Annotated in this window: 21 protein-coding genes; 3 read left to right on the top strand and 18 right to left on the bottom strand. The window is 39.1% G+C overall.

Annotated elements, in window-relative coordinates:
- Nucleotides 1–47 precede the first annotated feature (47 nt).
- From ACE01N_RS07095 to ACE01N_RS07050, 10 genes are all read right to left on the bottom strand, one after another.
- Nucleotides 48–728 carry a hypothetical protein gene (locus ACE01N_RS07095; protein WP_380586297.1) on the bottom strand — a complete coding sequence of 227 codons (681 nt, stop codon included), beginning with the start codon at nt 726–728 and terminating at the stop codon, nt 48–50.
- Nucleotides 700–1362, bottom strand: a complete 663-nt coding sequence (locus ACE01N_RS07090; protein WP_380586294.1) for a hypothetical protein — start codon at nt 1360–1362, stop codon at nt 700–702. The genes ACE01N_RS07095 and ACE01N_RS07090 overlap by 29 nt, the downstream gene beginning before the upstream one ends.
- 130 nt (nt 1363–1492) lie before the next feature.
- A complete protein-coding gene (locus tag ACE01N_RS07085) occupies nt 1493–4225 on the bottom strand; it encodes a glycoside hydrolase family 78 protein (protein ID WP_380586291.1) in 2733 nt (910 codons plus the stop codon).
- A gap of 29 nt (nt 4226–4254) precedes the next feature.
- Nucleotides 4255–5397, bottom strand: coding sequence for a lactonase family protein (locus ACE01N_RS07080; RefSeq protein WP_380586288.1), 1143 nt, complete (start codon nt 5395–5397; stop codon nt 4255–4257).
- Between the two features lie 107 nt (nt 5398–5504).
- Nucleotides 5505–5897 carry a hypothetical protein gene (locus ACE01N_RS07075; protein WP_380586285.1) on the bottom strand — a complete coding sequence of 131 codons (393 nt, stop codon included), beginning with the start codon at nt 5895–5897 and terminating at the stop codon, nt 5505–5507.
- Between the two features lie 62 nt (nt 5898–5959).
- Nucleotides 5960–6664, bottom strand: coding sequence for a 16S rRNA (uracil(1498)-N(3))-methyltransferase (locus ACE01N_RS07070; protein ID WP_380586283.1), 705 nt, complete (start codon nt 6662–6664; stop codon nt 5960–5962).
- 3 nt (nt 6665–6667) lie between these two features.
- Nucleotides 6668–9100, bottom strand: coding sequence for a TonB-dependent receptor (locus ACE01N_RS07065; protein ID WP_380586281.1), 2433 nt, complete (start codon nt 9098–9100; stop codon nt 6668–6670).
- A 48-nt stretch (nt 9101–9148) separates the two neighbouring features.
- Nucleotides 9149–11269: a S46 family peptidase gene (locus ACE01N_RS07060; protein WP_380586279.1), complete on the bottom strand. Its 2121-nt coding sequence runs from the start codon at nt 11267–11269 to the stop codon at nt 9149–9151.
- A gap of 6 nt (nt 11270–11275) precedes the next feature.
- Entirely contained in the window at nt 11276–11866 is a 591-nt protein-coding gene (locus ACE01N_RS07055) for a Maf-like protein (RefSeq protein ID WP_380586276.1), read from the bottom strand.
- A complete protein-coding gene (locus ACE01N_RS07050; RefSeq protein ID WP_380586273.1) occupies nt 11863–12846 on the bottom strand; it encodes a geranylgeranylglycerol-phosphate geranylgeranyltransferase in 984 nt (327 codons plus the stop codon). The genes ACE01N_RS07055 and ACE01N_RS07050 overlap by 4 nt, the downstream gene beginning before the upstream one ends.
- A 230-nt stretch (nt 12847–13076) precedes the next feature.
- Between ACE01N_RS07050 and ACE01N_RS07045 the strand changes: the two genes are divergently transcribed.
- Together ACE01N_RS07045 and ACE01N_RS07040 are read left to right on the top strand one after the other, a co-directional pair.
- Nucleotides 13077–13388 (top strand): type II toxin-antitoxin system HigB family toxin, encoded by a 312-nt coding sequence (locus ACE01N_RS07045; RefSeq protein WP_380586270.1) that lies wholly within the window; start codon nt 13077–13079, stop codon nt 13386–13388.
- Nucleotides 13378–13842 (top strand): helix-turn-helix domain-containing protein, encoded by a 465-nt coding sequence (locus tag ACE01N_RS07040; RefSeq protein ID WP_380586267.1) that lies wholly within the window; start codon nt 13378–13380, stop codon nt 13840–13842. Before ACE01N_RS07045 ends, ACE01N_RS07040 begins: the two co-directional genes overlap by 11 nt.
- A 310-nt stretch (nt 13843–14152) precedes the next feature.
- Here ACE01N_RS07040 and ACE01N_RS07035 read toward each other — a convergent pair whose 3' ends face one another.
- The 6 genes from ACE01N_RS07035 to ACE01N_RS07010 form a co-directional block, all read right to left on the bottom strand.
- On the bottom strand, nt 14153–14290 hold the full coding sequence (locus ACE01N_RS07035) for a hypothetical protein (protein ID WP_380586264.1): 138 nt from the start codon (nt 14288–14290) through the stop codon (nt 14153–14155).
- Between the two features lie 243 nt (nt 14291–14533).
- Complete coding sequence (locus tag ACE01N_RS07030; RefSeq protein ID WP_380586261.1) at nt 14534–15433, bottom strand: metallophosphoesterase family protein; 900 nt, start codon at nt 15431–15433, stop codon at nt 14534–14536.
- An 80-nt stretch (nt 15434–15513) separates the two neighbouring features.
- Nucleotides 15514–16398, bottom strand: coding sequence for a lysophospholipid acyltransferase family protein (locus ACE01N_RS07025; RefSeq protein ID WP_380586258.1), 885 nt, complete (start codon nt 16396–16398; stop codon nt 15514–15516).
- Between the two features lie 53 nt (nt 16399–16451).
- Complete coding sequence (locus ACE01N_RS07020; RefSeq protein ID WP_380586255.1) at nt 16452–17672, bottom strand: MlaD family protein; 1221 nt, start codon at nt 17670–17672, stop codon at nt 16452–16454.
- 29 nt (nt 17673–17701) lie between these two features.
- Nucleotides 17702–18487: a hypothetical protein gene (locus tag ACE01N_RS07015; RefSeq protein WP_380586253.1), complete on the bottom strand. Its 786-nt coding sequence runs from the start codon at nt 18485–18487 to the stop codon at nt 17702–17704.
- Nucleotides 18488–18504: 17 nt separating this feature from the next.
- Nucleotides 18505–19632 carry an N-acetylmuramoyl-L-alanine amidase family protein gene (locus ACE01N_RS07010; protein WP_380586250.1) on the bottom strand — a complete coding sequence of 376 codons (1128 nt, stop codon included), beginning with the start codon at nt 19630–19632 and terminating at the stop codon, nt 18505–18507.
- A 194-nt stretch (nt 19633–19826) separates the two neighbouring features.
- Between ACE01N_RS07010 and ACE01N_RS07005 the strand changes: the two genes are divergently transcribed.
- Nucleotides 19827–22565, top strand: a complete 2739-nt coding sequence (locus ACE01N_RS07005; protein WP_380586247.1) for a putative LPS assembly protein LptD — start codon at nt 19827–19829, stop codon at nt 22563–22565.
- Here ACE01N_RS07005 and ACE01N_RS07000 read toward each other — a convergent pair whose 3' ends face one another.
- Together ACE01N_RS07000 and ACE01N_RS06995 are read right to left on the bottom strand one after the other, a co-directional pair.
- Entirely contained in the window at nt 22566–23402 is an 837-nt protein-coding gene (locus ACE01N_RS07000) for a UDP-2,3-diacylglucosamine diphosphatase (protein WP_380586244.1), read from the bottom strand. It abuts the gene before it with no gap.
- Nucleotides 23403–23486: 84 nt separating this feature from the next.
- Nucleotides 23487–24677, bottom strand: a complete 1191-nt coding sequence (locus ACE01N_RS06995) for a right-handed parallel beta-helix repeat-containing protein (RefSeq protein ID WP_380586241.1) — start codon at nt 24675–24677, stop codon at nt 23487–23489.
- Nucleotides 24678–24789: the final 112 nt, after the last annotated feature.

Here is a 24789-nt window from a genome sequence, read left to right as displayed (position 1 = left end):
ATGTTTATGTTTGGTTAATTATGAAAGATTTTTGTGGTATTTAATCATCAGTTAATACGACATACCGAAATTCCGTTTGTGTAGGTGTATTGAATTAAACCGGTTTGCTTAGCAAGATATATTTCATTTATTGTAAAGTCTTTCCATTCCTCTGCAAAATCATGCAATGTAAAATGCAGAACATTATAGTAAGTGACCTGATTTACCATAACGGAATCTATAAATTCAGCTATTGAATAAATGCTGTCATTCTGTATAATGTATCCATCAGAGGTGGATTGTAGCGATTTATATTCATTATCATAGTCAACATTACAAAGTATGTTTTTATCAAGGTCATATTTGAACCTGACCTCGCCCAGTCTGCAATCCAGACAATCACCGTTTGGTTCAAACGAAGCACTTAAATTGAGGCTGTAATTTAAGCCATATGTTGATGTATAACTTTCGTAATATTCTTCCCGATAGGACATATGAGTGTTGATTCCTACAACTGAGGTCCAGCTTTTATCATATTCGTGATATCGATCACTTAAACCAAAGCTGTATGAAATAGCATTGTTGTCGATCATGGAAAAATCTCTTTCCAGTTCAGAAAAGTTTATCCACTCTGAATTTTCAATATTTACATTATAGACATCCTTTTTGAGAGCCGCATTTTCAGTACAGGACATGAATACAATGATAACAAGAAGCAGTTCAATGATATATTTTATAGTATTCACCATTTGACATAAAGATTTTAATAAGTCCAACATCATAATTAAAGTAAATGCTGTCAATATTTTTGAGTTGGAATTCACCTGTATTAACAAATATGTCATTCCTGAAAATCAATATATAATCATAGAGCACCGAATCAACAAACACTGAATCAAGATATTTTTTTTCAGCATTAGTATCGTAAGAAGGAAAATTAAAGTTCTGTTTTAACTGAGAAGTATCCAGAACATACTCAAAAGCTGAATTCCCTATATGACAGTAGGAATCATACTGTTGTTGTCCCCAAACTGGCACTAAAAAGGGATCTTCTTCTACAGGGAATAGTGGTATCCAGTGGAGAACAATGTCTATATCAAACACTGGATAATCTGGTGATAAATGTGTTTTATTTTCCTGATAATCAAATGTGTATTGACAGTTTGTGTAGTCGTAGTGCGTTAAAACAGATGTGGATCTGCTTGCAGTAAAGTTTATTATTTTACCACCCGAATGCTGAAACCGGTAGATTTTGCCATCCTCATAAGGAACCTTATTCAATATTTCATCAGGAATAGCTTCCATGTCCAGATGGGTTGGATTACACGATGGTTTGCAACTGTAAAGAAAAATGATCAGGTAAAATAAGTATATCAGTTTCATGTTCGAGATATGCAGGTAAATGCTTAGTCAAAAATTTTGAATAATAGTTACTCAACAACAAATTCGTTGTTGCGAATTTATTTAAAACGAATTAGTTATACAAATAATCAAAAACAATAATTCAAAAGCATCAGAAGGCAGGATACATGAACCTGTAAATACCTGAACCAAGTTCCATTGATAATCCGGCAGAAGTACTTTTTGCGTTTTTATTAATCATTTTTGTCAGGGGTTTGTCATTCAGTATCAGTTTGTTTACATCTGCACCAGGTAGAATTACTGTTGTTGTGGTATTTGCTGGTATTTCTACTTCATAGGCAAATGTATTATTCTCGATTTTCCAATTTGATCGTATTAAACCATATATGGATTTAAATGATGCATTTGCAAAAGTCAGGCCGCCACCAATGTGGGGAGACAGGAAGAAGTGTTTGTATCCCGGTTGATCCGGATCAAGGTGAATACCGGCAACGTATGTATAGAGCCATTCCCCTATTGCACCATAGGCATAATGGTTAAAACTGTTCATACCAACATCCTGGAAAGAACCGTCAGGTTTTTGTCCGTCCCAACGTTCCCATATAGTAGTTGCTCCCTGAGTAACCGGGTATAGCCACGAAGGATAATCCTTACGCATGAGTAACTTAAATGCCAGATCGTCTCTTCCGGTTGAGGATAAAGAACTGCACAGCAGTGGAGTTCCCACGAATCCTGTCGTCAGGTGACCGAATTTCTTTACATCTTCGGCCAGATATTTAGCCGCATTATTTTTTAGGTTGTCGGGTAACAAATTAAAAGACAAGGCCAGGGCATAAGCTGTTTGTGTATGCGAAACCAGCCTTCCGTTGGGAGTGACAAATTCAGCATTAAACGCCTGTTTTATCTGATTCGACAACTGCGCATATTTTTTTTCATCTTCTGTATTCCCAAGTATTCCGGCAATTTTACTAAGTAAATGGCTGGAGTAACAGAAATAAGCTGTGGCAATTAAATCTTTTTCGGTCGTTGCTCCGGGATAGTCGGACCAGGTAGTGGCAAAAGCCAGCCAGTCCCCGAAATGATAATCACCTGTCCATATAAGATTGTTGCCAGCACGACCGTTCATATATTCCACCCATCCTATCATGCTATTGTACTGTTCTTTAAGTATTCGGGTATCACCATACACGCGGTAAACGGTCCACGGAATAATGATAGAAGCATCTGCCCATGCAGTAGCACCACCGCCACCATGCAATACATCCGGAATTACGTTTGGAACCTTACCATCCGGCAACTGATCTGCTGCCAGATCTTTCATCCACTTGGTGTAAAAACCTGCAACATTATAATTATATGCAGCAGTCATACTGAAAACCTGCGCATCGCCAGTCCAGCCCAACCGTTCATCACGTTGCGGACAGTCTGTCGGGACATCCAGAAAGTTGCCCTTCTGACCCCATTGAATATTGTGCTGCAACTGATTAATTAAAGGATCGGAACACGAAAATGATCCGGTGGGCTCCATATCCGAATGGATCACAACTCCTGTTATGGCGTCCAGATGAGGAGTTCCGGGATAACCCTCCAGTTGTACAAAACGAAAGCCATGGAATGTAAAATGAGGTTCGTATATTTCTTCTCCATCTCCTTTCAGAATATAGGTGTCAGTAGCTTTTGCATTCCTGAGGTTCGCAGTATAAAAGTTTCCTTCTTTATCTAAAACTTCTGCAAATTTCAGAGTCACTTTATCACCTTCATTTCCCTGAACCTTTAAACGAACCCATCCTACCATGTTTTGCCCAAGATCGAATACTGTTTCACCATTTGGTGTCTGAAAAACGCGCAATGGTTTAATCTCCTCTGTGTCTCGAACCGGAACACCCTGTGGGGCAATCAGATCCTCCTTTGTGTAATTTTCAACCGAAACATTTTGCCACGATGCATCATTAAAATTTGTGTCGTCCCAACCTGGTTGTTCAAGTCTGGCATCGTATGTTTCGCCATTGTAAATATCAGAAAACAGAATAGGACCGGTACTCCATTTCCAGCTATTATCAGTTACAATGGTTTCTTTGGTCCCATCAGTGTAGGTTACGTCTAGTTGTGCCAGCAAAGCCAGTTTATTACCGTAGTAATTCTGCTGGTTATTAAAACCAATATATCCTCGGTACCAGCCGTCTCCTAAAATCGCACCAATTGTATTTTCAGCTTTTATCATGTTAGTTACATCGTGAGTCTGGTACTGAATCCGGTTGTTATAGCTTGTCCAACCTGGTGTGAACAGGTCCTTGCTTACCTTTTCACCATTAATAAAAAGCTGGTACAATCCTCTGGATGTCACATAAACTCTTGCAGATGCAATTTTTTTCTCACTGCTAAAATCCTTTCTAAAATACTGGCATGGTTTTGAACCTTTCATTGTCGGTTCAGAAGATACACTTATCCAGTTTGCTTTCCACGATTCAGGTTCAAGAATCCCCATTTCCCATGAGGCTAAATCGCTCCATTTTGTTGCTTTGTCGTTCTGATCCCAGATTCGAACCTTCCAATTAACATGCTGACCGGTTTGTAGGGGTTCGCCAGTATAAACTACATTTACCGATTGTGATCCGGGTACCTTCCCTGTCGACCAAACTAAGTATTCATCACTATCATTTGCAGATCCGGAAAAAGCTTTTATCTCGTAAGCCGTCTGACTGACATTGTTTCCCGCAGCGTTTATCTGCCAGCTTAGTCTTGGTTGCACTGTTCCAATTCCAATCGGATTGGTTTTATATTCGCAAACAAGCTTGTTGACAGTTGTTTTGGATGAAACCATGAAAGGGAATACAAATAGTGCTACAATTGAAAATAATACAATTTTAAATTTTAAGGCTTGCATGGGACGTATTTAAAGTTTTATAAGCTGGATCAATTATAATATGTTCTCATTTTCAAACTGGAAGGATGAAAGATTTTTAACTCTGTATTTGTTTTCGAAAGTTTACCGGTTGTTGCGTCTCTTTTCAGGACTATAATATTATCGCTGAACTGGTTTGCCACAATCAAATAATTTCCATCGGGAGAAAGCACAAAGCTACGGGGATGATTTCCAAATACAGGATAAACTTCTATTCGTTCGAGGGTCCCGTTTTCAGTATTAATACTAAAAACAGAAATGGTATTCTCATCTGTCCGGTTGGATGCATACAAAAAATTTCCGTCCGGTGAGATATGAATGTCGGCTGATGCGTATTTTCCTGAATTGCTGTTGTAAGATTTATAACGGTCAATTTTTTCCAGTGATCCGTCCTTATAATTATAAGCTGTAACTGAACCGCTTAGTTCATCCACACAATAGCCAAATTTTCCGTTAGGATGAAAGGTAAAATGTCGCGGGCCGTCACCAGGTGTCACTTCAATGTCAGGATGATCCGGGTCTTTTATCAATGTTCCTCTTTCGAGTTTCAGAACCCGAATCTGATCTGTTCCCAGATCCGGAGAAAAAACATATTTATTGTCCGGAGTGAAGATAGAGGAGTGGATGTGCGCTGCGTCCTGTCTGCCCTTTACGATACTGCTGCCGGAATACCTGTAAATAGCTGTTGCCTGATCAAGGCTTCCGTCTGTATTACAGCTGTAAAAACTAACCGAAGGATCTGTGTAATTTGAGTTAACAACATACTTATTGTCAGCACTTACAATAACATGAACCGGATTTCTTCCTCCGGCATCCTGTCTATTGATGAAAGTTAGTTTTCCGTGAACAGAATCTATACTATAAGCTGAAACAGCACCGTGTTTATCCAGCTGACTTTCATTACTCGCGTATAAATATTTGCCATTTGGAGATAAAGTCAGAAAGGAAGGATTTATAACATGGCTTACCCTGCCGGATTCGGTGAGTTCACCCGTGGAAGGATTGAACTTGTAAATGTAGATACCATCGGCTGGAGAACCATTTGTATAGGAACCAATAAAGAGGTATGTAACCTGGTTCCTTTGTTGGGCATAACCAGAACTAAAAAGTCCTGTAAAAAGTAAGGAAATGTATAATAAAATTACCCGATACATATTGCTTAAATCTGAAGATATAAATTAGATTAATAAAAATACAGTTTCAGAGGGTAATCTGCAAGAAGAAATTCCAGATAAGTGTTTTAGTAAACCAGTTCAACTATCTAAAGGTTCCAGTCAGGAAGATTTCCATGTACATCTGAATATTTTTTGAAAAGCAAACCTGCAATTTTTTCAGGCTCATCTTCGGTAGTTTCGTACCAATAAAAATTTAAGCCTTCAGCATTGCTTTTAATCAGATTCATGTAGAAAAATATTTTACCGGGAACTCCGTCGTAATCCGCTGCATGAACAATCTTCTCAAATAATCCGGGTTTACATGAAGCGAATGACGTTCCTGATGACCCAACATAGACCAGCCTGGAGTTTCCCTCATTTAATTCATAAATCAGGAAAATACCACAACTTTCTTTCGGTGCATTACAGACTTCTTCCAACAAATCGCATGGACGAAAAATAAACTGATCGGATGGATACTGATTAAGCTCTTCAAACATTTTAAAATTTGTTGTGTTCTTTATGACCCTTATGGAACTAAGATAAAGGTTATCCTGGAAATTTACAAAAAGTATTCATAAACAGAATGACAGGCCACAACGGCGGCTGTTTCTGTTCTGAGGCGACTATTTCCAAGTGAAAGAGGGGAGAAGCCGGATTTTATAGCCTGTTCTACTTCTTCAGGTGAAAAATCACCTTCAGGGCCAATCAAAATGGTAATGGTATTTCCTCTGTCCGGGATGAGGGTTTTGATGGTATCTCTTTCTGTATCGTAACAATGGGCAATCATCAGGTTTTCTGATGGATTGGCTTGTGAAATGAATTCCTGAAATGACCTCATTTCATTCTGCTTCGGCAGGTAAGATTTAAGCGATTGTTTCATGGCAGAAACAAGGATACGTTCAATGCGGTCTGGCTTAATTATTTTACGTTCCGAATGTTCGCACAGCAAAGGTGTAATTTCATCAATACCAATTTCTGTCGCTTTTTCAAGGAACCATTCAAACCGGTCAATATTTTTCGTCGGAGCAACAGCCATGTGCAATCTGTATTGACGGATCTGCTGGTCCTGAATTGGTTCATTAAGCTCAATCCTACAGGCTTTTGCGTTTGCGCTCACAATAACTGCATTATAGAAGCCGCCGTTGCCGTCAACCACCTGGATTACATCACCTTCGGTTAAACGTAAAACCTTAACAGCATGGTGAGATTCCAGCTGAGAAAGCGTTTGTGTTTGTATGATATCCGGTGTGTAGAACAGTTGCATGCCTCAGAATTTTGCCGTGATGCTGAAATTGAACCTGCGACCTGTCAGATAATTTGGAACCGCATAAACATTGCCGTAATTATCCGGTACCCAATAATATGAATTTACATTGTTAATATCAAACATATTAAATACATCCAGACCAAGCCATAATTCCTTGAAATGGCGCAGAAAGTTCTTTTGGTTTTCACCTACGATTAACCTGGAGGCACCCATATCAACCCTGGTATAAGGTGAAGAACGTCCTGTCATCTGATATTTCTGACCGTTAGGCGGACCAAAAGGAAGAGGGGCTGCGTAAACACCTTTCAGGTGAACCTTGTAATTTGGATTTCCCGGAAAATAATCCTGGAAGAAAATGGATAAGTTGTAGGCCTGATCCGTTGGACGCGGCACATAATCTACGGGACCCATACCTATTTGGACGCCATCTTCATATAACGGTTGCATATCGTTCAGCAGGTCTTCTCTGGTTCTTAACAGAGATAAACTAATCCAGGAATCCACTCCAGGAACAAATTCACCAAAGATTCTGAAGTCCAGTCCGGCAGCGTAGCCAACAGCCAGATTTTCTCCGTAATACCTTATCTGAACATTTTTAATATCATAAGGTATCAGGTTAGACATGTTTTTGTAATAGGCTTCCACGGACAGCTTGAATGGCCGTTCCCATTTCCGGAAATAGTAATCCATGCCAAGCACATAATGAACTGATTTTTGCGATTTAATATGGGTGTTGATTTCTCCTGTTCTACTTCTGATCTCTTTGTAGAACGGTGCCTGATAGTAAATACCTGTGGCACCTTTAAAGGCAAAGTCTCGTTTCCATTTTGGGGTATATAACACAGAGAATCTGGGACTGAATAAGGTTTCATTATTAAAACTCCAGTAACTTAAACGGGTGCCGCCGGTCAGGATCAAACCGATATCAACAAAGTTATAGCTGTCCTGTAAATATAGATTAACCCTGTTGCTTGATATTGAATTGATGGTATTGTAATGGTTGTAAAGAACTACACCCTGTTCACTGTAAGGCCATGAATAACCAGCTGAGTCGCGCATTTCCCACTCATTGATTTTATCAGTGATCATCTCTTTTTGAAGCGTAGCTCCCCATTGCAGCGTGTGATTTAGTAACGCGTGCGTACCACGCAGAGAGACTGAAGCCACAGATGCATTCAGATGATTTCTGGTATGTTCCAGTGCTCCTCCGACACCTATGTTTTCAATACTGTCGCCGTAGTTTTCAGACCCCATTTGATTATCCAGTTCATTCAACCAGTATTCCGACAGAATATCATTTGCTTCATCTTCAACCGTGCTGTAGTATGATCCGGTGAGCTTTACCATGTTGTTATCATTGACACGGTATGAAAGACTGGCTGCTCCGGTTCCGGCCATGAATACATCGTTTTCCCAACCGTCGAAATACACCATTAACGATCGGGCAATGTTGTATGTTCCAAATTTGGTTTCCCTGCTTTGGGGCCTGAATTCGTATCTGTTTTTGCTGATATTTCCCAGAACCGAAAGTTCAATTCTGTTAGTCAGCATATAAGTCATATAGGTCTGATAATCAAGAAAACTTGGATTATATTCTGCTTTCGTATCCAGAGTACCCAGCAGGTAAGCAGATGTTTTATACCGGAAACCGTGCATCTGGGTGAACCGGCCATTCTTTGTAGCGTGTTCTGCAAATGCACTGGCTCCAAGAAGACTGGCGGAAATTGATGCTTTGTTACCAGTCGGTTTTCTGTATTTGATATCCAGAACTGAAGACATCTTGTCTCCGTATTTGGCATCAAAACCACCGGATGAAAATGATATGGAAGAGACCATGTCAGAATTAATGAAACTTAAGCCTTCCTGTTGACCCGAACGGATCAGCAAAGGACGGTAAATTTCTATATCATTTACATAAACCAGGTTTTCATCAAAATTACCTCCACGCACAGAATACTGGGAACTTAATTCATTGTTATTGAAAACACCTGGCAGGGTCATAATCAATTCTTCAACTTTATTACCTGAAGCACTTGGAATATTTTCCGCATATTTGGAATCTATGCGCTGCATCGTGGCTGATTGCGTTTTTCTGTCAGACACCGAAATCTCAGTCATTGTTGTGACAGCATCAGACATCACAATGTTCAGTTCGTAAGTATCAGTTGTTGGATGGATTACTTTTTCGATGGTTTTACTTCCCAGACGAGAGAAAATTATGGTCACTGAATCTTTTCTTGGGAAAGAGATCTCGTAGTTTCCGTTAGAATCAGTGGTAGTCCCCCTTAAGGTAAATTTCTGCTGAATACTTACAAGTTCGAGCGGATTGCCAATCGAGTCTGTTACTTTACCAAAAATAACATAGCGCGTCTGGGCATTCAACGGAAGCAAACAGAGCAAAATGAGTGGTATTATCAGGAATAATCTACGCATGTTCGTTTCTACAATACCCAAAACTTTATATTCTCTAAATTATTGTGTTTACCGGATAATTTTCATTTCGTCAAGCAGATATCCGGCGGCTGCAAATTTATCAATAATAAAAAGAATATACCTGATATCAACAGTAATATTACGGCAAATCTTTGGATTGTAATACAGGTCGCTCATCACGCCGTCCCATGCCCTGTCAAAATTCAGACCGATTAGTTCTCCATTGGCATTAAATACCGGACTTCCTGAATTCCCTCCCGTGGTATGATTGGTTGCCACAAAATCTATGTGCAGCGAACCATTTTCTCCATACTGTCCAAAATCAGCTTTGTTCAATAACTGACGCAATTTATCCGGTACATTATAATCATAAATTTCAGGATCATCTTTCTGTAGGATTCCTTCTGAAGTTGTGTAATACTTGTAATGTACACCATCTTTGGGATCATAACCTATTACTTTTCCATAAGAGACCCGCATAGTGGAATTGGCATCCGGGAAGAAGATCTTATCCGGTTCATACGCCATAATGGCTTTCATATAAATTCTGTCCAGACTGTCAATAGACGCTTTTATTTTTCTTACCTGAGGCATTAAATTATCGTTATAAATGCTGTTATATTCCTTATAGGAAATAAGGAACGGATCTTTTTCCAGACTTTTAATTACCTTGTCATTTCCTTTGTTGTAGGCAGCGATCCAAAGTGTGTCATCAATTAGTGAATGCCTGTACAGATAGTCCGTAACTTTTTCAATGTCACCCTTTTTCTTTTTATAAACCGATTTTAGTGTTTCAGGAACAATGTTCTGGTTACTGTAGGCAAATAAGTATGTCAGCAACCGTTTGGTCAGATCGCGATCAACGGTTATATCATAATCCTTGTAAAACTCTGCAAATTCATCATTAGAAGCTCTGCTTTTAGCCATTTGTGCTCTCTGCACAATTTTCTGTATGGCATCGGCTTTACTGAAACATTCCATGCTGTTTTTTTCAAAAAGTTCCCGCGATACATTGGCATCTGTATTTAGTTGTGTATACCTGCCGTATAATTTTTTGTACTGATCCAGAATATTTTTGTATGCTTCCTTGTTGTCGGCCCAGTTTTGAAAATCTTTTTCAAACGCTTCTTTTTTGCTGATAACATCAAACCGGTCCAGTCCGTTGATTTCTCCTCGCCAGCGCTTCCATGAATTACTCAGGCTGGCTTCCTTATCAGCATATTTTATGCGTCGTCCCTGATCAAGGTTCATATGGTAATTGATGACTTCGAGTTTTCTGTCCCTGATCTCAATCAGCCTGGGATAAAGCATATCGTGCAGCATTTTCAAATGGTACGATGTTTTGTATTCCTCTGTTGTGCCGGGGTATCCGAAAACCATTGTAAAATCATTTTCATGAACGCCCTTTAATGAAACAGGAAAGGAGTGAGCCGGTTTATAAGGCACATTGTCATCGGAATAATCTTTGGGATTATTGCTGGCATCTGCATAAATTCTGAATACGCTGAAGTCACCGCCATGGCGTGGCCACATCCAGTTATCCGTATTGCCGCCAAATCCGCCCACCGAAGAAGGTGGTGCTCCAACCAGACGAACATCGGTATATACTTCGTAAATGAACAGGAAATACTGATTTCCTTCGAAAAACGCGTTTACATCTGCTTTATAATGGTTCCCTTTAATGGCACGATTAATCAGTGTATCGCTGTTGATTTGTATGATATTATTGCGTTGGCTGATAGTCATATTATCGGTAACGCCTTTCAGAACATCATTGGTTACGTCACGCATTTCTTTTAAAAACGTTACAGTAAGACCCGGATTCGGAAGTTCTTCTTTTCGGTTCATAGCCCAGAAACCATCTGTAAGATAGTCGTGTTCAACTGTGCTGTGTCGTTGTATGTATTTAAAGCCGCAATGATGATTGGTAAAGACCAGGCCTGCGTCCGAAACAACCACACCACTGCAACCGCCGCCGAATTTAACCACACCATCTTTCATCGATGCCTGGTTCACACTGTAAATATCTTCGGCAGAGAGTTTAAAACCATTGGCCTGCATTTCGCCAATATTATATTGTTCAATGAGTAAGGGAAGCCACATGCCTTCTTTGGCAGCGGCAGAAAAAGATATAAGGGTAGTAAGAAATAAGAGTAAGATGTGTTTCATTTGCAATTAAAACTTTTTGAGTTCCTGATAGAGTTTTTGAACGGGGAGTCCCATTACATTATAAAATGATCCGTTAATTTTTTCGACACCAATAAAACCTATCCATTCCTGAATGCCGTAAGCACCAGCCTTGTCAAATGGACGGTAGTTATCAACGTAAAAGGCTGTTTCCTCTGGTGTTAACCTGCAAAAGGTTACATCAGAAACAGTTGAAAAAGCCACTTGTTTATGTTTTGTGGTCAGGCAAACGCCGGTAATTACCTCGTGTGTTTTACCCGATAAAAGCGTAAGCATATCTATGGCTTCCTCTCTGTTGGCCGGTTTGTTGAGTATGTCTGAACCGGAAATAACAACCGTGTCTGCTGTTATGATCAGTTCATTATCGGCCATGCTTTTTTTGTAATGCGCTGCTTTTTTTTGAGCCAGAAATTCTGCTACGCTTGCGGGATGAAGATCATGCGGAAAGGATTCATCCAGTTCGTTTGAGGCCCTGATTTGAAAAATAATGCCCAAACCTTTTAGCAGCTCTTTACGCCGTGGAGAGTTTGAAGCCAGAATAATGTGATATTTCTCAAGGTTAATTAACGGAGAACTCATTGAATGATAAGGTTAAAGAAAGGAACAGCAAATTCCTTTGCGATCAGCAGATAAATTGGAATGGTGAATAAGGTTCCGGCGAACATAATGAATTTCATAATATTACCTGCCAGACGAAATTCGCCTGGTTTCTGCGCTTTGTAAAATGTGATGGCAAAATAGAGAAATGGAAATATTAATGCTAGGAAGAAGTAAAACAGAACGAATTTATTCTCGATAGTTACCTGATACTGACTGAATTTATAAATCATGTATCCGGCGGTCAATGTAGTTAATGCCAATACTATGACTTTGGTCCAGAATTGTCCGAGCACAATGGGTACGGTATTGCATTCCAGTTCGCGGTCGCCTTCCTCGTCTTCCATGTCTTTCACAAGTTCCCGGATCAACGTGGTAAAAAATGCAAACAGACTGAAAAGAAGTCCCCAGTTAAAAATAAGATGAATTAGTCCGTTATCAATGAATTCTGTTCCGAACTTAAACCGCAGGAAGTAAACTTCGAAAAGTACAATGGTCATCGGAACCAGTGCGCTGCAAAGCGATACAATGATATTCCCAATGAGGAACTGCCGTTTGTAAACCGAAGAATAAAACCATAAAAGACCCGGAATAAACAGAAAAATAACAGCAACAGCATAACTGTGCGCACGCCAGCTGAGCAAAAGACCTATGGCAACACCAACGCCTGTAAGCAACTGGTGGAGGGTCATGGCAAGTTTTCGTGAAATAGCTTTTCCGACAATGACCTCTTCAGGTTTATTGATCTCATCAATACGCGTATCGAAGTAATCGTTGATAATGTAACCTCCGGCAGCGATAAAGACTGTAGCGGCAACCAGTAACCCAAAATAGATATTGCCCGTAGCCAGATCCGTTTTAAAAATGGTCAGCAGCGGGTAGAGGATGGCATATCGTACAATCACCTGAATAAGAATGATGAATGCCAGATTCTTAACGCGTATAAGTTTTAAAAAATTCATCGGGTATCAAAAGTAAGAAATTAAACCAAATCCGAAAATGATTGGATTGCTTTTAAATGATTTTATAGATTGTAATACTTATCAACTTGCTGTTGGTTCACCTGTTGATTTTATTAATTTTCACATTGGGTGGACGCTATGCGTGACGGAGCCGCCGAGATACCTGAATAAATCTAAAACGGATACATACAGTTACCTTATTTGGTAACTTTGTGTTATCTTTGTAATGCATGAGAATAATAAAGGAAAAAACTTTAACGGAATATTGCAGGCTTAGTAGATATAATCAGGCGGAGGAATCTATAAAATCCTGGATTTATGAGGTTCGGTTCTCGATATGGAACAATGCTAACGAACTAAAATTGAAATACCGCAATGCCAGTATAATAAGTTCAAAAAGGGTTGTGTTTAATATTAAAGGCAATGATTTTCGGTTAATTGTTGATATTGAATATAAATTAAAGATTGTGTTTGTGGTTTGGTTTGGAACTCATGCGGAGTATGATAAAATAGATGCAAAAACGGTAAGTTATGAAAACTAAAATATTAAAAACAGAGCAGGAATATAATGAGGCTTGTGCACGTATATATGAGTTAATCAATAGTTCTGAAAATGCCATTGATCCGGATAGCCCGGAAGGTGAAGAGATGGAGCTCTTATCATTGCTTGTGGAGAAATATGAGCAGGAACATTATTCAATAGAAGCACCAAATCCTATAGAAGCAATTAAGTTCAGAATGGAACAAATGAACTTAAAACAGGCAGACATTGCACCTTTGTTTGGTGGAAAAACGAGAGTTTCAGAAGTTTTACGAGGGAAGCGGCCATTAACTTTGAAAATGATAACTTTATTAAACCGGTATTTGGAAATACCCTTAGAATCATTGATTAGCGGTAAAAGTGTAAAACTTGAGCCTGAAAAAAGAGAAAAGCTCTTGAATACTCCTTCAATTAAAGAATATTTTTCCGGAAGGGGTAATCCGGCAATAGGTTAATCGAAGTGGTTTGCAGGTTGGAGAATAAACCTTATAATTAAGCTGTTACTAAATTTGATTTTTTGGTGGTTGTTTGCTCTATCTATATTTGGAGGTGGATGTAATATTTATGATTTAATTACAACTCATTTTTTTCAAACGGAACAAAAAACCAGAATACAACAAAATCAAACAATAATGGTATCAGATACTACTTCGGTAAATACAATCAAAGTAATATCCAATAAGGAAGTAGACAAATAATTAAATTTTGATGATTTCACAATTCACGAATACCGTTTCACGATGTCACCTCGTAACCTGTAACCCGTCACTTTTTTACCTCCCATCCATAATCCACGTATTCCCAGTTAAATTTGTCCCCATCCACTTTAAACAGTGCAAATCCTTCTTCCGTATCATGGTTCGGGCTGTTCCACTGACGGTTAATATAGCATATGCATGGCAAAAATGTGGGATTTAACACCCACACCCAGTTGAAACTTTTGTGGCATCAAAAGTTTCCAAAAATGCCTGCTGCAAATAAACTGCAACATCCGATCGGAATACAAAACCAGTAAGATTGCCTTCCGCGCAAGTCCTCACCATTTGCAGCGGCCAAACGCACAGTATCTATTAAATTCTGAAAACAATGCTCATTTAATGATTCACGAATAACGTTTCACGACGTAACCTGTCACCTCGTAACCCGTCACTTTTTTACCTCCCATCCGTAATCCACGTATTCCCAGTTAAATTTGTCCCCATCTACTTTAAACAGTGCAAATCCTTCTTCCGTATTGCGGTTTGGGCCATTCCACCAGGCACCGCAGATGGCACCGCCGGTAATATAATGGATGCCGTCAATATACACATCTTCGGCAATGTGTGTATGTCCCTGCATTACCAGTTTCAGGTTGTGATCTTTAAACAGGTCAAGAATATCTTTTGAATTGGCTACCACAAGGGATGAGTCGTTTCCTAAGCTACTGCCGTAATAAACCTGGTTAAATGTGGTAATAAAAGGAATATGCGTGGTGATGGCAATGGGTGTGTCTTTATCGGTTTTTGACAACTCTTTTTTGATCCATTCTTTTTGTTGGTCATCAATCCATCCAATATAACACCCCATATCATCCTTTTCCACAGAATTCAGAATAAAGAATTTCCAACCATTGTAACTGAATGTATAGTAGGAACTACCAAGCCTCTTTTCGAACATTTTTTCGTTGTACTCCGGGTTTTGGCTTAGATCCGTTTTTGTGTTACAAATACCGAATATCTCGTGGTTTCCCATGGTATTATGAACCGGCATATTCAATTCGCTGCTCACTTTATCATAGAGCTCATATAATGAATCAGCTCTGCCATATGACTGCTTCAGTGCATCCATGATCAGATCGCCACCTGTAATTACAAAATCCGGTTTCAGATGATTGATCTCTGCAATAGCTTTTTCAAAACCTTCCACTGCGTGCTTTTCCGGCTGAAGATGGATATCAGTCATGAACACAAAACTGAACGGTTTGGAGGACTGTGAAAATGCTGAATTATAACTAGTGACGTAAATAATAACTATTACGATAGTTTTTAAAAGAGAACTTGGTTTCATAATGATTACAGTTATTTGCTCAAATGTATAAAAATGATCTGTTGGAAATAAAACTTTCCCGTTAAAATACTGTGACAGTCTTAACCGTTTGCAGGACGTTGGCGTTTCCATCGCCGGTGCGACCAAAGCCAGTACTCCGGTTTTTCACGGATTGTTTTTTCCAGTCGGTTCATATAGCGTTTGGTAATCTCTCCATCTTCAAGAGCCGAAGGATCACTCACCAGTTCTTCTGTCCTTAATTCATAATATCCCCGTTTTATTTTCATAATCTCCAGGTAAATAACCGGAAGGTTATATTTACGGGCATATTTTTCCGGTCCGTGTAAACAAGGTGTTTCCCGATTCAGGAAATCAATCCAGTAGGCCTGATCCATGTGTTTAATTCCGGGACTCTGATCAGCTACCAGTATAAATGCTGCATGTTTATCGTGGTAATGCTGAAATATGTCGGAGGTATTTTTAATTTGATCGAGAACCGTGCCGTAACGGCTACGGTTTTTGTGAATAAATGCATCTATATGAGGATTTTTGATGCGTTTGTTGATGGCGACAAATTTAAACCCGGCTTGTAGAGGTGCTGAAAGTGCACCCCATTCCCAGTTACCGTAATGGCCGGTAACCACTAGTATGGATTGATTTGTGGATTCGTATGTTGAGAAACTTTCTGAAGGAATCAGATGGTGCCTTTTGGTTATGGCTTCCGGTTTCATGCCAAAGGCTTTAAAGCTTTCTACAAAAATGTCGGCCAGGTGATGAAAAAACTTCTTTTCTATAAGTAATCTTTCATGTTCAGTTTTCTCAGGAAATGAGGAGGCAAGATTTGACCGTACTATATTCCGCCTGTATTTAAAGCCATAATAAAGGGCAATATAAATGACATCTGCAAACGCATAAAAAAAGGCAAACGGAATAAAGGAAGTGATTTTTGCAAAGATTTTCAGTAATATATAAACCAGTTTCCCCAAGGTTGTAACATTAAAAAAACAAAAAGAATCAGGACGCAAAATCGGAACAACGCCTATTTAATGGCCTTTTTCAACGAAACTATTTTGTTTCCGTCGAATGTAATGACCTCGGCAGATGGATATGTTTGTCTGATTTTGTCGGCTGCGTCAATCGCAGAACCGTAATCCTTGAAGTTTCCAATGGAATAGTAGAATACGCCTTTCTGTTGATGCTCATTAATGACAGAAGGATCCGTAAAATTTTCGGTGTCAATATTTACAGCATTGCTGGTTTGTTTTACCAATACCGAGAAATATGTATTATCGTCCACATTTCTTGTAACACCGTTTTCATCAATGTACACATCCTTACCCCAATCAATCAGTGAAAGATGAACGTATTTTGATGGTTGCTGTTGCATATCGGTCAGCAGTTTGTCAAGCGATTCTGTCGTCGCATTCAGGTTGTCATACAGTGCCTTGTCGTTCACCAGGTTACCCAGCGTACCTTCGTTATTATCTACTTTAACCAATATGGAATTCAGACTGGCAACAGCTGTATCTATGCGTGAAATAGCAAGTTTTAAATCCGAAGATGCCAACGAATCGGTTATGGCATTTACGTTGGTTAACGTAGCTCTTAACCCGGTTTCACTGTTATTTAAGTCCTGTGTGATTCTTCTGAGATTTCTTATCGTGGCTGTCAGATCTCCTCTTTCACCCAGTTGATTTTTAATAGATTCTGTTGTGGCATCAAGATTTGCCACTGATGTACTCAAATGATTGATGGTACTGTCGGCAATCAGATCATCCAGTTTTTTTACATACTCTGCAATCTTTTCTTTAACAGGGCCAAGTTGGTCCTCAAGTCCACCCAACATGCCTTTATCAATATTGCTTGGTAATGTATCTCCGTTTTCGTAGTATGATCCACCACCAGGAACCAGTTCCAGTTTTACAGCTTTGGTTCCCAATAAATCAAGATCGTATAAGACAGCCTTGGAGCCTTTCGGAATTTTCAATTTTTCATCTTCCAGAACCATTGTCACGATAAGCTTGCTGTTATCATCACTAAGTTCAATATTTTCTACAAGTCCCACTTTGAATCCTCTTACCATAACAAAGTTAGACTCCATCAAACCACCTACATCTTCAAATTCACAATAATAGTAATTAGCCGGAGTAAGGAGGTTGCGGCCTTTGAGAAAATTAAAACCCCAGATAAAAAGGGCAAGTATTACGGCAATTAATAAACCAATCTGTGCTTCTCTTGATTTGAGAACTTTCAATTTCATACTTTCAATTTATGGTGCAAAAGTAGGAATTACTTTCGAGAGTCCCTCACAATTTTTTTAGCTTCGAGTACCGGAATACGTTCGTTGTTGTTGAACGCAATTATAAATGCCTCTGGATAACGCACTAGCAGATCATTAAGGATTTGTTTAGCGGCGTTAAAATCCCTGGCATTTCCGGCAGTATATTTATAAAAACTACCATCCATATAATATGAAACATCCGGAATGCCGGCTAATCCGGGATCATTCATGGATAGTTCTTTGTCCGACATAACAAACTGTATCTTAAACACAACACCGGATGCATCAATTCTTTGAACCTTTTCTGTAGGTTTTACCTGTTTTGCTTCTGCCTTAACCTGCGTTGCTTCAGGGACGGACTTTTGTTCAGTCTGTGGTTTTGTTATTTCTGTTTTGGTTTCACCTTCACTTTTTTCAGTGTCCTCAATCATCACATCTTTTAAAGCTGTAATGTTTTCCGGTACTTCATAGTTTTTCAGCACTGGTCTCAGTAAATGTTTTTCTACTGTTATGGTCACTGTATCTGTTGTGGCAATGCCACCGGGGAGATTGGGTAAATCATCATTTTTCTGAAACACAATGGTAATAATGTACTTATCACTTTTGCGATCATATTCAATGCCTTCAACGACGCCAAGTTTGTTGTTTTTACCGGCCAGCATTTCCAATTTTTCTTTTTTTGAAGTCGTACTTCGCTTAACGATGTTAAAACCTATAATAATAACAATAATTGCAAGCACAATGATTGCACCAGTTCGGGCTTCTTTCGACTTTAAAAAACTCAGATTTACCACAGTCAAGGTTATTTTAGTTAATTTTTAGCTTTAATAAGGCGTTTGGCTTCAGATATCGAAATGCGTTCCCCGTCCTTAAATGCTGCAATAAATGCATCTGGATACCTGTCTTTAATGTTGTTCTGTATTTCTTTTATTACACTCAAATCACTTGAGCTGCCAGTTGTATATTTGTAAAAGGCCCCATCTTTATATTTCCAAACAGCTACTAAATTCTTAAATGCCGGATCATCTGGTGCAAGTTCGGTTTTAGATAACAGAAACTGAACTTTATAAGTTATGCCATGATCTTCGACGACAGAATTCTCATTTTCAGGCTCTTTCTGGTTTGCTAAGATAACAGTTTTTTTGTTTTTAGCGTCAATTTGTTGTTTGTAAGTTCGTACTGACCTGAAAATTGCTGAGGCCATAAACTCTTGTCCTTCTTTCGACATCAGGAATTTTTCTTCTGTTGAATTGGTAATAAATCCCAACTCAATAAGTACCGAAGGCATGGTTGTCCGGTGCAATACAAGGAAAGGTCCCTGGTGTATACCATAATTACGTCTGCCAACTCTGTTTTTAAACTGATCCTGAATTTCCTGTGCCAGGTTAAGGCTCTGCTCAAAATATGCTTTAGTAGAATTGAAATTGAAAATTATATACGATTCATCCTTGTTAGGATCAAACCCCTGGTAAACCTCCTCGTAATTATCTTCCATTTCAATTACCGAGTTCTCCAATTTTGCCAGCTCAAGGTTCGACTGATATTTTCCAACACCCAACAGCCAGCTAGAAGCTCCCGTAACCCTTGAATTAGCAACTGCATTTACATGTATGGATAAAAACAGATCGGCGTGATTACGGTTGGCAATGTTTGCTCTTTCATGCAGCTCGATAAATTCATCCGTTTTTCTTGTGTATATAACTTTAACATCCGGCATATATTTTTCAATATACTGACCTGTAAGCAAAGCCACAGCAAGGTTGATATCCTTTTCTTTTGCTTTCCTGCCTATGGCTCCCGGATCTTTTCCTCCATGTCCTGCATCGATGACAATAGTTTTAATCTGGTATGCCTGAGCCTCCAGATTGTTCGGGATAAAAAAGATCGATGTTAAAACAAAAATAACCTTCAGCCCCACGGCGAATTTTTTCCAAAGCAACGATGTCATATTAATATACCCTGTTATGTTTGTTTAACGTTAAAAATTGTTTTTGGCTGCTATATTTTTAATGTTTTTAGATAGCTTTGCCGTTTTAATACCAGTTTGAATTTAACAGACACAAAAATAATTGATTAAAGTTGTTAAAAAAATTTAGTATATATCTTTTTAACCGCAATTTTTTAATCTTTTTAGTGATTTCTTGCCTCTTTTGCGGACAGGCTTTGTTGGCTCAGAATGCTGACCGAGATTCGCTTGTGCTTCAGTTGGATTCAATCCGGAGTGTTCCGGATAAGGTTGCTGCTGACACAATTACAAAGGACTCTGCAAAAGTTATAACATCAGAGGAACGAATAGCAATGATAAGTCCGACAAAATCCTTATTTGCCGCCGATGTTGACTATAATGCCGATTCCATAGTAATGATTGGTACCAGCGAAGTGGAGATGTTTGGGAATGCCAGTGTGGTTTATGGCGAGACAGATCTTAAATCGTATTACATCTGGATGAACCTTGACAGCAGCCTTATCTATGCACGAGGCCGGCTTGACAGTACAAATACGCTTGTAGAAACTCCCGAGTTTACGGATGATGGTACAACCTATAAACAAGAGGAGCTTACATATAACTACAATTCAGGCAAGGCGTTAATTAAGAATGTAGTAACGGAGCAGGGTGAGGGATTTGTGACCAGCGAAACAACAAAACGCATTAGTGAGGATGCATTTTGTATGAAAAACGGAGAATATACGACCTGTGCAAATCACGATCATCCGCATTTTTATTTAAAGATGACAAAGGCCAAGGTCAGGCCGGGTAAAAATATTGTTACCGGACCGGCATATATGGTGATGGAGGATGTACCGATCTATCCGTTGTTTATACCTTTTGGATTTTTCCCTTTCACTAAAAGCTATTCATCAGGTTTTGTAATGCCATCGTACGGTGAGGAGAATAACCGTGGTTTCTATTTGAGAGATGGCGGTTATTACTTTGCGTTGAATGATTATTTTGATCTTTCAGCAACAGGGGATATTTATTCCAAAGGTTCATGGGCTGTAAGAGCACGTTCAAACTACAGACTTAAATACAGGTTTAACGGGAGTGTAAACATATCTTACATCAATAACGTTGTAGGTGAAAAAGCTATTCCGGGAGATTATAGTGCCACCAAGGACTTTGCTATCCGATGGACACATTCCCAGGATAGTAAAGCAGCGGCTTATTCCAATTTCTCAGCCAGCGTGGATTTTACCTCAACGTCTTTTGAAAAGAACAGTATCGGAGTGGAGTCCGTTGTGTACAATCCAGGTTATCTGGCACGAAACCAGAAGAGTTCCAGTGTATCTTATTCAAGAACCTTTCCCGGAACACCTTTCTCTATGTCATCAACACTGCTGGCTTCACAAAATGCAGCCGATTCATCGTTAAGCCTGACATTGCCGCAGCTGAACCTGAATATGTCAAGGATTTATCCTTTTAAACGTAAAAAGAAAATAGGAAGGGACAGGTGGTATGAAAAAATAGGAATGTCTTATTCTGCTACACTTAGTAATAGTGTAAACGATAAACAGGCAGCTATTCTGAATGGAGATCCTTCGGTTCACTGGAGAAATGGGGTAAGACACTCAATTCCCGTGTCAACATCCTTTAATATTTTAAAAAATATTTCCATTTCCCCAAGTGTCAGTTATACTGAACGCTGGTATACAGAAAGTATTGATAAAACAGTAGATACACTTGACAATATGACAACCAAAGTTGTTACCGATACAACCAATGGTTTTTTCAGGGTTTACGATTACAGTGCTTCGGTAAGTGCTTCAACAAAACTGTACGGTATGTACAGGCCTGCTTCCTTTGTGAAAAAGTTGTTCGGTGACAAGGTTGAGGCTATCCGCCACGTCATGACACCTTCTGTAAGTTTGAGTTATCGCCCTGATTTTGGGCAGGAAAAATGGGGCTATTACGATACCTATAAGGAATATAATGCTGCCCGAGACGTATGGACGACCAGAGAATATTCTCATTTTCAGGGATCATTGTATGGAACTCCTGGGAGTGGCAAATACGGAGCGGCCAGTTTTTCTGTAGGTAATAACGTGGAGATGAAAGTGAAAAATGACGCCGATACAACAGGAGGAAATGTGTTTAAAAAGATTAAGTTGCTTGAGAGCCTGAATTTTGCTACAAGTTATAACATGGCCGTCGATTCCATGCGGTGGTCTGATATTTCAGTAAGGGGAAGAACAAAGCTATTTAAAGGATTATCTATCAATGCCGGTGCCACCTTCGATCCTTATGTTACTACTGTTAATAGTTATGGGGATGCAGTTCGGATCAACCAGACATACTGGGAGAGGGACCGGAGTATTGGTAAACTGAAAAACCTCACGCTGTCTACCGGGTATTCATTTAATAACGACAAGCTGAAATCCTTCCTGAAGGGATTCAGAGGTGGTGGAGGTGAAACTGAAGCTGATACCAAAACAATGGATGACAGCGAGGAGAAACCTTCAGGAAGCAAATCAAAAAGCGATTCAAAATACGATGACGACGGGTATCTTTTATTTAAAATACCATGGAATCTTTCGTTCAGCTATTCCTATTCCTTACGTGGAGCTTACGATAAAGCACTGGATGATTTCAAATATACCGGGGTGTCAAACTTTCGTTTTAACGGTAGTCTGACCCTGACAGAAAAATGGTCCATGAATTTTTCTTCCGGATATGATTTTAAAAATCGTGAGATAACCTCGACCAACTTATCGATAAGCAGAAACCTTCATTGCTGGTCAATGAGTTTCAATGCTGTGCCGTTTGGCCGGTATAAAACATATAACTTCACCATCCATGTGAATTCCTCTATGCTTCAGGATCTTAAGTACGAAAAGCGGAGTTCGCCGTGGGATAACCCGGGCTGGAACCAATAATCAGTTTGAAAGCAAGGGGAATTCTTTGAGCATAAGGTAATAAAGGCTTTTCTTGTTTAAAACCACCGGTTCATCAAAAGTCGGCGTGGATTCTGTTTGTGAAAATGTTTTAAGTGTCCATTTCCCATTCGAGTATTCTGCTGAGGTGCAATGTTCAACCCAATCGCCGCAATTAATATAGTTCATTGTTCCACTTTTGTCGCTAATAATCTTGTTTACAGGGGCATGCGTATGACCGCAAATAACTGTACCATAACCTTTTCTTCTGGCATGGTTAATAATCCGTTCCTCAAAACCGGATAACTTTTCAGGATGTGTTTTTATCTTTTCCTTTATGGTTTTGTAAATGATCACAGATCCCAAACCAAACACCGATAGGATTTTATTAATAGCTTTATTGGTTATAGTGATCAGGCCATATAGTGCAGCTCCGGTTCGGGCGAGCCATTTATGCTGATGGATGATGCGGTCGTAAAAATCTCCATGAAAAATCCATGTCTTTAATCCGTTCTGTTCAAGCTCATACTGATTGACTATTTTCAGGTTCTGGAATGAAACACCGGAAAGGTTGCGCATAACTTCATCATGATTTCCCGTAATGTAGATTACCTCTGTTCCGTTTTCAAGAAATTTAATCAGTAAACGGATGATTTTGAGATGTGTCTTTGGAAAATAACTCCGGCTGAACCGCCAGGAATCAATGATATCGCCGTTTAAAATAAGTTTCTCCGGATGAATGCCTTTCAGGTAGTTGATTAGTTCTCTCGCTTTGCAGGCATGGGTTCCAAGATGAATATCCGAGATGACTGCAACTTCAACATTGCGTGGTAGATTCATTTAAGTTTTTGGTAAAAGTAACACAAAAACATTATAACAGTGTGAATCTGTAATGAAAATGATATTACAAAAAACGAAAGGGATTTAGCGTTTATTGGCACCAATATCTGCCAAATACAATATCTCATGATCTGAATTATTGCGTGAACCATCTTCCAGCGAGATAGAGGAATTTACAACCTCGGAAATATTTTTGGCGAGAAGAAGGTTGCCACGTGAAACATTTTTAAACCAGCTTTCGTCAGCATGTGTAATGTTATTTTCTATCCTGATAATAGCCAGGTCGTTCGAATCTATGTTTTTATTGGTCAGGTTATTAATAATTTCAACTCTTCCGGATTCGTCCAGGCATTCAATGGAATAGGGATAATCAGAGGGATTATAAATGGTATTGTTATATACTTTTACATCTTTTGCATTACAAATGTAAATTCCCGATTCCCTGATAACCGAAATCATGTTATTGCGGATAATTCCACCGGAGTGCGGTTCATTGTTGAACCCAAATAAAATTCCACGGTCACAGTTTACAATTACATTGTTTTCTGCAATACAGTTTTTTGATGCATTTCTGAACCGGATAGCACCAGTGGATTGTTTCTGATCACTGGAATTAAGGTTTTTAAATGTACAATTGCTGATGCGCCAGTCTGTTCCGCCATAGATATCAATTCCACCGCACTGATTATTCTGTGCTTTGCTGTCGGTTAGTTCAAACAGACAGTTTTCAACAGTGCCGTAATCTGCATGATCGCCTGAGTAATCTTCATCGTAGGTTGCAACTACCATCTGGCTTTTAATATCATAGAACCGGACATTCTGAACATAAATGCTATCGGCATCCTTTTCTCCCTGTATTTTTATTCCGTTTCCACTTACCTCTCCAATCGTGATATCCTTAACCGCGAAATTGTTTGCCGAAATTGTGAAGATGCGGCTTATGCTTCCGTTTATACCTTTCCCTTTCAATATAACGCGATCACGATTGGCTGATTCACTTCGGTAGATGATTTCATCTCCGGCAATACGAATAGGTGCAGAAATTTCATACTCACCGTCTTTTATAACCACAACCTTATTTCCATCTTTGGTCAACCTTGTTGTAGCCATTAATTCAGGAACATTGGATACGTATATAATTTCCTTTCCGGCTTCTTTAGGAAACAGATCCGGAGATTCCATTTTTTGACTGATGTCAGATTCACTGTTATTCTCACATGAGAAATGAATCAGCGACAGCAGGACAATAAGTACGGTAAGAAGATAATATTTCATAACTTTTAAGTTTAATATAATGTTAAAATTAACATTTGATCTATCTCTGAGACTTAAAAGTGGGCTAACTGTACTAATGACAGGTGAGAACTTTCTTACACGTACAAAATTA

This window comes from Quyinboa ferrireducens, from assembly GCF_042436675.1.
GTDB lineage: Bacteria > Bacteroidota > Bacteroidia > Bacteroidales > UBA5342 > JBHJHP01.
Note: the sequence above shows the minus strand (reverse complement) of the source record. Positions and strands in the feature narration are given on the sequence as shown.

Coding starts and splice junctions, on each gene's coding strand:
- ACE01N_RS07095 (WP_380586297.1), bottom strand. CDS start 728: ATGGTGAATACTATAAAATATATCATTGAACTGCTTCTTGTTATCATT.
- ACE01N_RS07090 (WP_380586294.1), bottom strand. CDS start 1,362: ATGAAACTGATATACTTATTTTACCTGATCATTTTTCTTTACAGTTGC.
- ACE01N_RS07085 (WP_380586291.1), bottom strand. CDS start 4,225: ATGCAAGCCTTAAAATTTAAAATTGTATTATTTTCAATTGTAGCACTA.
- ACE01N_RS07080 (WP_380586288.1), bottom strand. CDS start 5,397: ATGTATCGGGTAATTTTATTATACATTTCCTTACTTTTTACAGGACTT.
- ACE01N_RS07075 (WP_380586285.1), bottom strand. CDS start 5,897: ATGTTTGAAGAGCTTAATCAGTATCCATCCGATCAGTTTATTTTTCGT.
- ACE01N_RS07070 (WP_380586283.1), bottom strand. CDS start 6,664: ATGCAACTGTTCTACACACCGGATATCATACAAACACAAACGCTTTCT.
- ACE01N_RS07065 (WP_380586281.1), bottom strand. CDS start 9,100: ATGCGTAGATTATTCCTGATAATACCACTCATTTTGCTCTGTTTGCTT.
- ACE01N_RS07060 (WP_380586279.1), bottom strand. CDS start 11,269: ATGAAACACATCTTACTCTTATTTCTTACTACCCTTATATCTTTTTCT.
- ACE01N_RS07055 (WP_380586276.1), bottom strand. CDS start 11,866: ATGAGTTCTCCGTTAATTAACCTTGAGAAATATCACATTATTCTGGCT.
- ACE01N_RS07050 (WP_380586273.1), bottom strand. CDS start 12,846: ATGAATTTTTTAAAACTTATACGCGTTAAGAATCTGGCATTCATCATT.
- ACE01N_RS07045 (WP_380586270.1), top strand. CDS start 13,077: ATGAGAATAATAAAGGAAAAAACTTTAACGGAATATTGCAGGCTTAGT.
- ACE01N_RS07040 (WP_380586267.1), top strand. CDS start 13,378: ATGAAAACTAAAATATTAAAAACAGAGCAGGAATATAATGAGGCTTGT.
- ACE01N_RS07030 (WP_380586261.1), bottom strand. CDS start 15,433: ATGAAACCAAGTTCTCTTTTAAAAACTATCGTAATAGTTATTATTTAC.
- ACE01N_RS07020 (WP_380586255.1), bottom strand. CDS start 17,672: ATGAAATTGAAAGTTCTCAAATCAAGAGAAGCACAGATTGGTTTATTA.
- ACE01N_RS07000 (WP_380586244.1), bottom strand. CDS start 23,402: ATGAATCTACCACGCAATGTTGAAGTTGCAGTCATCTCGGATATTCAT.
- ACE01N_RS06995 (WP_380586241.1), bottom strand. CDS start 24,677: ATGAAATATTATCTTCTTACCGTACTTATTGTCCTGCTGTCGCTGATT.